At 38.0% G+C, this 9,557-nt stretch carries 8 protein-coding genes and 1 tRNA gene; 1 reads left to right on the forward strand and 8 read right to left on the reverse strand.

The window, feature by feature from the left end:
* Positions 1-63 precede the first annotated feature (63 nt).
* The 7 genes from prmC to rho all read right to left on the reverse strand — a co-directional run bounded on the left by prmC (position 64) and on the right by rho (position 7,160).
* A complete protein-coding gene (gene prmC, locus HMPREF1528_RS04050; RefSeq protein WP_016478744.1) occupies positions 64-909 on the reverse strand; it encodes a peptide chain release factor N(5)-glutamine methyltransferase in 846 nt (281 codons plus the stop codon).
* Positions 909-1,943, reverse strand: coding sequence for a glucosaminidase domain-containing protein (locus HMPREF1528_RS04055; RefSeq protein WP_016478745.1), 1,035 nt, complete (start codon positions 1,941-1,943; stop codon positions 909-911). Before HMPREF1528_RS04055 ends, prmC begins: the two co-directional genes overlap by 1 nt.
* Positions 1,927-2,865: a 1-aminocyclopropane-1-carboxylate deaminase/D-cysteine desulfhydrase gene (locus HMPREF1528_RS04060; RefSeq protein WP_016478746.1), complete on the reverse strand. Its 939-nt coding sequence runs from the start codon at positions 2,863-2,865 to the stop codon at positions 1,927-1,929. Before HMPREF1528_RS04060 ends, HMPREF1528_RS04055 begins: the two co-directional genes overlap by 17 nt.
* Before the next feature lie 2 nt (positions 2,866-2,867).
* Positions 2,868-4,109 carry an ABC transporter permease gene (locus tag HMPREF1528_RS04065; RefSeq protein WP_016478747.1) on the reverse strand — a complete coding sequence of 414 codons (1,242 nt, stop codon included), beginning with the start codon at positions 4,107-4,109 and terminating at the stop codon, positions 2,868-2,870.
* Positions 4,110-4,112: 3 nt separating this feature from the next.
* A complete protein-coding gene (gene lipA, locus HMPREF1528_RS04070) occupies positions 4,113-5,012 on the reverse strand; it encodes a lipoyl synthase (RefSeq protein WP_016478748.1) in 900 nt (299 codons plus the stop codon).
* Positions 5,013-5,265: 253 nt separating this feature from the next.
* A tRNA-Ser gene (locus HMPREF1528_RS04075) sits at positions 5,266-5,353 on the reverse strand.
* 157 nt (positions 5,354-5,510) lie between these two features.
* On the reverse strand, positions 5,511-7,160 hold the full coding sequence (rho, locus tag HMPREF1528_RS04080; protein ID WP_016478749.1) for a transcription termination factor Rho: 1,650 nt from the start codon (positions 7,158-7,160) through the stop codon (positions 5,511-5,513).
* 404 nt (positions 7,161-7,564) lie between these two features.
* Between rho and HMPREF1528_RS04085 the strand changes: the two genes are divergently transcribed.
* The gene (locus HMPREF1528_RS04085; protein ID WP_016478750.1) at positions 7,565-8,521 is read left to right on the forward strand and encodes an acyltransferase family protein; all 957 of its coding nucleotides are present in this window, start codon (positions 7,565-7,567) and stop codon (positions 8,519-8,521) included.
* A gap of 23 nt (positions 8,522-8,544) precedes the next feature.
* Here the strand turns inward: HMPREF1528_RS04085 and HMPREF1528_RS04090 are convergent, their stop codons facing one another.
* The gene (locus HMPREF1528_RS04090) at positions 8,545-9,270 is read right to left on the reverse strand and encodes a DUF4369 domain-containing protein (RefSeq protein WP_016478751.1); all 726 of its coding nucleotides are present in this window, start codon (positions 9,268-9,270) and stop codon (positions 8,545-8,547) included.
* Between the last annotated feature and the right edge of the window lie 287 nt (positions 9,271-9,557).

Here is a 9,557-nt window from a genome sequence, read left to right on the forward strand (position 1 = left end):
ATAAATAAAGGCTTTCTAATGATTATTATTTAGATAGCCTTTTCTTCTATATTACTTTTATAGCTACTTAGCTTTTATCATACGATCATTTCCAAAAAGGTCTTGACGTAAAGTTATCTCAGTAAAATGCTTCTGTTCTAATAATGTTTGTATTTCTTGCCCTAAATACTGATTAATTTCAAAGAAAAGACTCCCATTAGGGTTTAGACTTTGCTGAGCAAGAGTAGCTATTTTATCGTAAAATAATAATGGATTATTATCAGGGACAAAGAGTGCTAAATGAGGCTCATATTCTAAAACATTATGGCGTATCTCTTTCTTTTCTAACTCACGTACGTAGGGCGGATTAGAGATAATAATATCATATTTATCAGGAAGAGTTTCTATTCGCAAGATATCTTGTTGTAAAAAATGAGTAACTACACTGTTTAATTCAGCATTACGCTTAGCTACTTTCAAAGCTCCTTCTGAGACATCTATAGCTGTTACTACGGCATTAGGAAAAGCTTTAGCAAGTGAAATAGCAATACAGCCACTGCCTGTCCCTACATCTAATATTTTGATTTTCTCGCTTTTGTCAGGATATTCTTGAAGTACCCAATCCACTAACTCTTCTGTTTCTGGTCGAGGTATCAATACATTTTCATTTACGAAAAAACGATTAGAGAAGAACTCAGTTTCACCCAAAATATACTGTATGGGTTTAGCTGTCTGTAATTCTCTAATCGCTTGCAAAATAGGTTGTGCTATATCTTCAGTAAGTAAAGTATCAGAATTTGCTAATATTGTAGCTTTACTGTACTTCCCATAATGCTCCAAAAGAATAAAGTAAAACGCATTTATTTCACTCTTAGGATAAAGTGTTTCTAATTTATGATGTATATACTCTCTTAGCTCACTAAAAGTCATTAGTTCACACGAATTTGTTGTCCTACTTTTAGGTTACTACTAGTCACATCATCAAAATTATTAAGCTTCATCAATTGTTGTACAGGTACTTGTTGCTCCCGTGCTATTTTATAAAGAGTATCACCTGTTTGTACTTGATAATAGACTTCAGCAATAGCCTCTTTTTCAATGGTCGTAGTATCAATAGTATTAGTAGGTTTAACGATTGTTTTTGTTACAGTGGGTTTAGACACCGATTTAATGGCTGTAGCTGGTTTAGATACTTCTTTTTTAGGGGTTGAAACAGTTGCTACTTGGGTATTAGAAGAAGTTATATCTCCTCCTTTAGCTGCTATTACTTGATTGTCATACTGATGTAATTCAAACTTTTTGATAAGAGCTATCAATTTCTTTGCATAAGTAGGGTCAGTGGCATAGCCTGCTTTTCTGAGCCCGTGTGCCCAACCTTCATAATCTGTAGGACTAAGGTCAAACAGTGCTTTATAACGATTGCGATTTACAAGAAATTGTGAATGGTCTTCAAACGATTCGTATGCATATCTATATTTGCGAAAACACTCGCTCTTCTCATCGTCGTCGTGGGTAATAGTCTTACCGTCCCAAGTAGCGTGACATTTAATACCAAAGTGGTTATTACCATAACGTGCCAAGCGTCCTTGCCCCGAGCCACTTTCTAAAATGCCTTGTGCCAAAGTAATACTCGCAGGAATATTGTAACGTTGCATCTCTACCATTGCAATATCCTTATAATCCTGAATATACTTTTGGGTAACGGCTGTCGTAACTTGTACCGCAGGAGTTATCTCGTGAAAGCTGTCTTCTGAGACATCTCTACGATTGTGTTTTGAATCAGCTAAAGCCTTATTTCTTTGGGCTATCTCCGAATGTGTAGGCTTTTTCATCTCCACTCTCGGTGTCGGCTTTTGTCCTCGATAGATTACCGAATGAGAATTTCTCCCTTTCCTGTAAGGCTGATCAGAGCACGATGATATTATAAAGAGAATTAGCAATAGCAAACTAAATCTTTTCATCATAATTCAATATACTTTTATGTTTTTTAATTCGTTCGTTGTTAAAACCTTTAATCCCTTGCAAACCACCAGTATGAATGGCTAATATACGGGTATTAGGTGCAAAATATCCCTGCTTTGTGAGGGCAAAGATAGCAAAAATCATCTTACCTACATATATTGGGTCTAATAAAATTTTCGTCTGACTGTTAAAATCATTTAAAAAATCTACTAATTCATCAGTTACTTTAGCATAACCACCAAAGTGATAATCGTGCACTAATTCCCAATTGTTTTTGGTTGTATATTGTTTGATTACCTCACTTAAAAACGCTCCTCTCAAAGCTGGAAAACCAATGACTTTCTGATGATTAGCACTTGCATTGATGAGCCCTGAAATCGTCCCACCTGTTCCTACGGCACTGCATATCACATCAAAAGCGTTGTCCTCAGGAGTAAGAATTTCTTCACACCCCTTCACTGCCAGCTCGTTAGTACCTCCTTCAGGGGCTATATAGATGTTTTGCCCATACCGTTTCCTAAGATTTTCCAGGAACTCTGGCGTGTGTTTTCGTCGGTAAGCCTCTCTTGTAACAAAATAAAAATCCATACCACAAGATTTAGCAAACTTTAACGTAGGATTAACATCTATTTTAGAACCTAACTCATCGCCACGAATCACACCTATGGTTTTCAAACCTACTATTTGTCCCGCAGCTGCTGTCGCAGCAATATAATTGGAATAAGCTCCTCCAAAAGTGAGAATTGTATCCTTTCCTTCCTGTTGGGCTTGTGCTATGTTGTACTTGAGCTTTCTTAGCTTGTTCCCTGATACAAAAGGGTGGTTTTTGTCCTCTCGCTTTATTGTAAGAGTAATCCCATCAGGCAACGGGACATTCACGGGTTCGTTTTCTATATGTAAGTTATTGAATAATAAAGACTGCATAGTTATTCATATCTCAACGCTTCTACAGGATCTAATTTCGAGGCTTTTACTGCCGGATACAATCCTGATATTACCGCTACTATAAGAGCTATACATATAGCAATAATAATAACACCCCACGGAATGGTAAAATCAAACTTAACGGCTTTAGATATCAAATATCCTAAACTGATACCTAATACAATACCCGTAAGAGCTCCCAATTGAGCTATTATTAGGGTCTCGGTAAAGAACTGTAAGGTAATAGATTTGCGTTTAGCTCCCAACGCTTTGCGAATGCCTATCTCCTTAGTGCGCTCGGTTACCGAAACGAGCATAATGTTCAATAGGGCGATTGAAGACCCCAAGATGGTAATAAGCCCAATCACAAAACCAGCAACAGAAAGGGTACCCGTAATACTGCCTATGCGTTGCAATAGGTCGTCACTGCGTTCTATCCCAAAATTATTTTCTTGTAAAGGTGCTAAGCCTCTCAGGTTACGCATCACTATGGTAGCATCATCTATAAGTCCGTCCAACTGGTCTTTGCTCTGAGCACTTATTTTGAGTTGAAAATTAGGATTATCTATGAGGAAAATACTGCGTGCAATACCTAAGGGAATCAACACTTGAAAGTTTTCGTAATTGCCAAAGGAGGAACTTTGTTCTTTAAGTATACCTATGACTTTGAACTTATAACCACGTACCGAAATACTCTTTCCTAATGGATTTACATCTTTGAGTAGTGTTTTCTTAAAATCCGGTCCTATCACGCACACATAGCTATTGTTCTGTATATCGAAATCGCTAAAATTGTGTCCCTCTTCCACTTCTAACCCCGAATTGCCAACGTAGTATTCATCTACGCCTATCACTACGGCTAATGGGTCAGTTTTTTTGTTCTCGTACTTCACCTCAGCTGAGGAGGCAACATTCATAGAAATACTCGTTTTTGCAAACGGATTATCTAACTGTTGTTTAAACGCTACTGCTTCTTGATAGGTAATTAAAGGGTGTGGCTTTTGGGTGGTACCACTCCCCTCAGCTCGCTGACTGTATTGATACCTTGTAATCGAAAAAGTATTAGCTCCCATACTCGAGAAATTACCTTCAAGCGTATTGCGCAAAGCAGTAATCACACTCAGGATTCCTACCAATGCCGTAATGCCAATAGCGATGATGAGCACGGTGAGAATTGTGCGCAATAGTTGCCCTCTGATACTGTCAAGAGCTATTTTTATATTTTCACGAATTACAATCCACACGGTTTATAACAAATGCTTATGAGCGCGGTAAGATGAACGTACTAACGCTCCACTTTCCACGTGACGAAAACCTAATGATAAGCCTATTTCTTTGTACTTGGCAAACTGTTCAGGAGTGACAAAATTCTTTACAGGAAGGTGCTGTTTCGAAGGTTGCAAATACTGACCGATAGTCACAATATCTACTTTTGCCTCTTTAAGGTCGTGCAAGGTTTCTATCACCTCTTCCTCAGTTTCTCCAAGTCCTAACATAATCCCCGATTTAGTACGGTTCGCTCCATTTTCCTTTAAGTAACGCAACACACCCAAACTTCGGTCGTATTTAGCTTGTATACGCACTTCACGAGTCAATCGGCGTACCGTCTCCATATTGTGCGAAATGATTTCAGGTGCAGCTTTCAGTATACGGTTTAAGTTGCGTTCTACTCCCTGAAAATCAGGAATCAAGGTCTCCATTGTGGTATTAGGGGTCATTCGGCGCACGGCTCTCACCGTCTCAGCCCATATAATGCTTCCCATATCCTTTAAATCATCTCGGTCTACCGAGGTCAGTACTGCGTGCCTAATGTTCATCAGTTTGATAGAACGTGCCACCTTTTCAGGTTCTTCCCAATCCAAACTTTCAGGTCGCCCTGTTTTTACGCCACAAAAGCCGCACGAGCGCGTACAGATATTCCCTAATATCATAAAAGTAGCAGTGCCTTCTCCCCAACATTCTCCCATATTGGGGCAACTACCCGAAGTACAAATTGTGTGAAGGTTATATCTGTCCACCACACTCCTCAGTTCAGTATACTTTTTACCTGTGGGTAATTTTACCCGTATCCACTCTGGTTTATTGCTCTTTAAGGTAGTAGTGGTAGTGGTTTCTATTTCATCTACAGCAAGTGTTTCTGCATTCATTATTTTTTAATGTTCTATATAATTTTTTACAAAGATACTACAAAATTGATGATTACAAAAGTTTTTAAACCGAAAAAATATCTATCCCCTATCAGAAGTACTGATTATAAGTGAAGCACAGAAAGCTATTTCTTATATCTAACCCAAGTTTTACTAAGGTAAAAGCCTATTTTTTTCTTATATGAGAAAAGGCTAAAAAAGAAACAAACGTTCTATTTTAGCCTTAAAAATAATTTTATCAACATTCTGACTTTGGCGGAGAGAGAGGGATTCGAACCCCCGGAGGTGTTACCCTCAACGGTTTTCAAGACCGCCGCATTCAACCGCTCTGCCATCTCTCCAAGTGCACAATCACAATTGTTTTCTCAATTATGCGGGTGCAAAGGTACAACTATTTTTATTATCTGCAAATTTTAAAAGCAAAAAATTAGATATTTTTTCTCTTCTATTTATAATTTATTGTTTTACAGATATGAACTATATTGCCTTTGTAAAAAACTAATTGTTCATCGTTGCCAAAAACTCTTCGTTATTGCGCGTTAGCTTAATTTGCTTTTCCATAAATTCCATCGCCTCTATCGGGTTCATTTCTGCCAAATACTTGCGCAATACCCAAGTGCGATTAAGCGTATTTTCATCAAGCAACAAGTCATCTCTACGAGTAGACGAAGCTATTAGGTCAATAGCTGGGAAAATACGACGGTTCGAGATACGTCTATCCAATTGTAACTCCATATTACCCGTTCCTTTAAATTCCTCAAAAATTACCTCGTCCATCTTTGATCCTGTCTCGGTAAGAGCCGTAGCTATGATAGAAAGAGAGCCACCGTTTTCAATATTACGTGCTGCTCCGAAAAAGCGTTTAGGTTTGTGTAAAGCGTTAGCATCTACTCCACCGGTAAGCACTTTCCCCGAAGCTGGTTGCACTGTGTTATAAGCGCGAGCCAAACGGGTGATAGAGTCCAACAATATAACCACATCGTGACCACATTCTACCAATCGTTTTGCTTTTTCAAGTACGATATTAGCTATTTTCACGTGTTCGGCAGCTTCCTTATCAAAAGTCGAAGAGATAATCTCTCCTCGCACACTGCGTTGCATATCAGTTACCTCCTCAGGTCGCTCATCAATCAAGAGTACCATTAGGTACACTTCGGGGTGATTTTTGCTAATGGCATTCGCAATATCTTTTAAAAGCATTGTTTTACCCGTCTTAGGTTGTGCCACTATCATACCGCGTTGCCCTTTCCCAATAGGAGCAAAAAGGTCTATCAAGCGAGTAGAAACAGTAGATCCTTTGCCTGCCAACTCAAATTTTACATCAGGAAAAAGAGGCGTAAGATGTTCAAATAGTACTCGGTCACGCACCACTTGGGGGTCAAGTCCGTTTATCTTTATAACTTTTAGTAGCGGATAATACTTTTCGCCATCTTTAGGCGGACGCACTTCTCCATATACAGTATCTCCTGTTTGCAAGCCAAAAAGTCGGATTTGTGAAGAAGATACGTAAATATCATCAGGTGAAGCTAAATAGTTATAGTCCGAAGAACGCAAGAAACCATAACCGTCAGAAGTGATTTCTAAAACCCCTTCACAGTCTACCACGCTGTCAAATTCAAAATCGGGGGCGCGATAACGGTTTTTCTTTTCTTTATCAAAATTCTCATTATTAACAATAGTATTGCCATTGTTCACATTTTGATTGTAATTACCATTATTGCCATTGCCATTTTGTACAGGGGAACTGTAGTTTTTTGTTGGGATAGCATTATTCTGATGATTGTTAGAAACGACAGAAGTAGTGTTTTTCTTCTGATACGTTTTAGATTCATCTGCCGAAGAAGCCTTTTTAACGGGAGGTGTTTTTGAAGTCTTTTCTTGTTTAGAACTACCTACTTTTTGAGGTATTTCTATTTTCTTTTTACGACTGTTTTTTTTGGGTTCAGTTGTGTTCTCAGTTGTAATAATAGGAGAATTGTCTTTTTGAACTTCTTCTTTTTTGTTGGGGAGTCCTTTTTTTTGATTTTTTAGAATTAGGTCTATGAGTTCAGGCTTATTTACATACCGATATTTAGGTATATCCAAACGTTTTGCTATTTCCTGTAACTCAGGTAGCTTTTTAGATTTTAACTCTACAATGTTAAGCATTTTGAATAGTTATTATTAAAGTAAGTGATTTTTTTCAGTAGTCAAGATAAGTGAAATTCCTCTTTTTATATAGTTAAGATGGGATATTATTGAAAGTGTTTTTTTTAATCAGAGGTACTGAAATCGGGTGCAAAGATATAAAACATTTGACAATTAGCAAATCATTTTCATTTTTTTATTCTTTATTAAACAAAAAAGAATCCTCCTTACCCCCGTCTTAGTTTTCCTATAAGCTTTGTATAAGCTAACCTTATCTTAAAAACACCTTCATACTTACTCCGATATTCTTCATTTCCCTCCAAAAAGTTCGAATGACTTAGCCAAAGTTATGCTTCATTATTGGCATTATTATTTTTTTGTAGTATCAAAAAAAGAATGTATTTTTGCCTCATAAAGAAGTAACTATGAAAGAACGTAACCCTCTTATCGATGTGCTCAAAGGTTTTGCTATCATCTTGGTAGTGATAGGACACGCTTCGCAATGGTTTTCGGGCGATGACCGCACCAATCCCTTGTATGTAACCATTTACGCTTTCCATATGCCCCTTTTTATGTTTCTTTCAGGCTATGTAAACTTCAATATTCGTGGCGAACTGAACCTCAGCAAACGCTTTCAGGTGTTGGTGATTCCTTTCTTCGTCTGGTTTTTAATTTCTGCCACCTATCACGGTTATATCCTCGATATAGAAAAAGTATGGGAACATCTTTGCGTGCTTATTTATAAACCCACACAAGGAATGTGGTTCTTGTGGTTGCTATTTTGGGAGTGTGCCTTGCTCTACCTGGCTTTGAAGATTAATAAACATCGTGAAATATGGGTAATGATAGGTCTCTGGAGCATTCTCATCTTCTTGCATCGAGTTACAGGAGCACAACCTATCTTTTATGGATTGCCCGAATTGTGTTGGTATTTCATCTATTTTTCATTAGGTTACGCCACACACAAGTACAAACCTCAAGCACTGAAAGTTCTGCGCCCTATGGGTTGGGTGAGCCTTATTGCCTTTCCGCTCCTATTGCTCTTTCCTGTCGATAAAGCTCATTACATACTCCACTCTCTCCGTTTGTATGCTTTGGCACTTACGGGTATCGCTGCTTCTTATGTTTTATGGGAATGGTGCTGCCGTTCTGAAAATAAGGCAACACAATGTTTGAAGTATTTAGGAGGCATTTCTTTAGAAATATATGTCACCCACTATTATATGCGTTTCTTAGTAGTTTACATCAAAGAATATATAAGCGATAATTTCTATTTGAACGTAGCTATATTTACCGTTTTAGCCATCATCGCTTGCGATATAATACAACGATTGGTACAGCGCATAAAATGGCTAAGAAGAATACTCTACGGTAGATTTTAAATAGGTGAAAAACTCTTAACTTTTCACTTCTCCATTTCTTTTTCTGCCTTGCGAGCTTCTTCTATATAGTTTTTGAACTCTTTGCCGTATTTAGAATTGGCAACCTCTTTATTGAGTTTTCCATAAATAGAATCTAAGTATTTTACGCGAGTATTGGGGGCATCAACCAATACCACATAAGGGGTGATATACGAATCGGGGTGCGTGAGGGCATAGTTCAGCACAAAGAGGTGACGACGGAAGTTATTTTTCTCCGATGCTGCATTCAGCGAGTCGGCTAAGGTAGTATTACCCGCCTTAAAAGCATTCACTTGCTGTTCGAGGAGTTCAGCATTGCGCATTCCGAACTGTCGCATAGTGTGGGCATACTCTCCATAATCCTTTTGCGATTGTGAACCACTGATATTGGCTTTCACTTCAAACATATCATAAGAACTGTTGATAGTAATCAGCTTAGGTTCACCAAAGAACATTAGGCGGTCACCGAGGTCGGTACCTGCTTGTTTTTTTAAATCGAGGTAAATAAAAAACACTTCAGGACTCTCTAAATGTCGCTTGAAGGTAAACTTACCATTGCCATTGGCTACTACCGAATCGATATTGGTGAGCTTATCGTTTACGAATTGTTGTAGGTAGATAGTACCTACTTTCAATCCGTCGATATTTCCTTCCACAATCATTGTGTTCTTGTCTTCCTTGTCGCAAGCTATCATCAATAGTGCGGACATTGCCATTACTATTCTTTTCATTATAATTTAGTTATTAATCATTATTACATTTGTGTTTCTACTCTTCATCAATTGATAATTATGTGTCACACTTTCGTTTCTATTCTTCATCAATTGATAATTCTTCGTTACATTTCGTTTCTGCTTGCTATCAACTGATAATTGCTCGTCACACTTTGTTTTCAATTCATTTTCTATAGAAAATTATCTCCCGCAGTTTGGGGAAGGTCGCGTTCTATAAAATTTTGTCTCCCACAGCTTGGGGAAAGTCGTGTTCTGTAGAATTTTGTCTCCCACAGCTTGGGGAA

The organism is Capnocytophaga sp. oral taxon 336 str. F0502 (assembly GCF_000411575.1).
In the GTDB taxonomy this organism is placed as follows: Bacteria; Bacteroidota; Bacteroidia; order Flavobacteriales; family Flavobacteriaceae; genus Capnocytophaga; species Capnocytophaga ochracea.

Coding starts and splice junctions, on each gene's coding strand:
- prmC (WP_016478744.1), bottom strand. CDS start 909: ATGACTTTTAGTGAGCTAAGAGAGTATATACATCATAAATTAGAAACA.
- HMPREF1528_RS04055 (WP_016478745.1), bottom strand. CDS start 1,943: ATGATGAAAAGATTTAGTTTGCTATTGCTAATTCTCTTTATAATATCA.
- HMPREF1528_RS04060 (WP_016478746.1), bottom strand. CDS start 2,865: ATGCAGTCTTTATTATTCAATAACTTACATATAGAAAACGAACCCGTG.
- lipA (WP_016478748.1), bottom strand. CDS start 5,012: ATGAATGCAGAAACACTTGCTGTAGATGAAATAGAAACCACTACCACT.
- rho (WP_016478749.1), bottom strand. CDS start 7,160: ATGCTTAACATTGTAGAGTTAAAATCTAAAAAGCTACCTGAGTTACAG.
- HMPREF1528_RS04085 (WP_016478750.1), top strand. CDS start 7,565: ATGAAAGAACGTAACCCTCTTATCGATGTGCTCAAAGGTTTTGCTATC.
- HMPREF1528_RS04090 (WP_016478751.1), bottom strand. CDS start 9,270: ATGAAAAGAATAGTAATGGCAATGTCCGCACTATTGATGATAGCTTGC.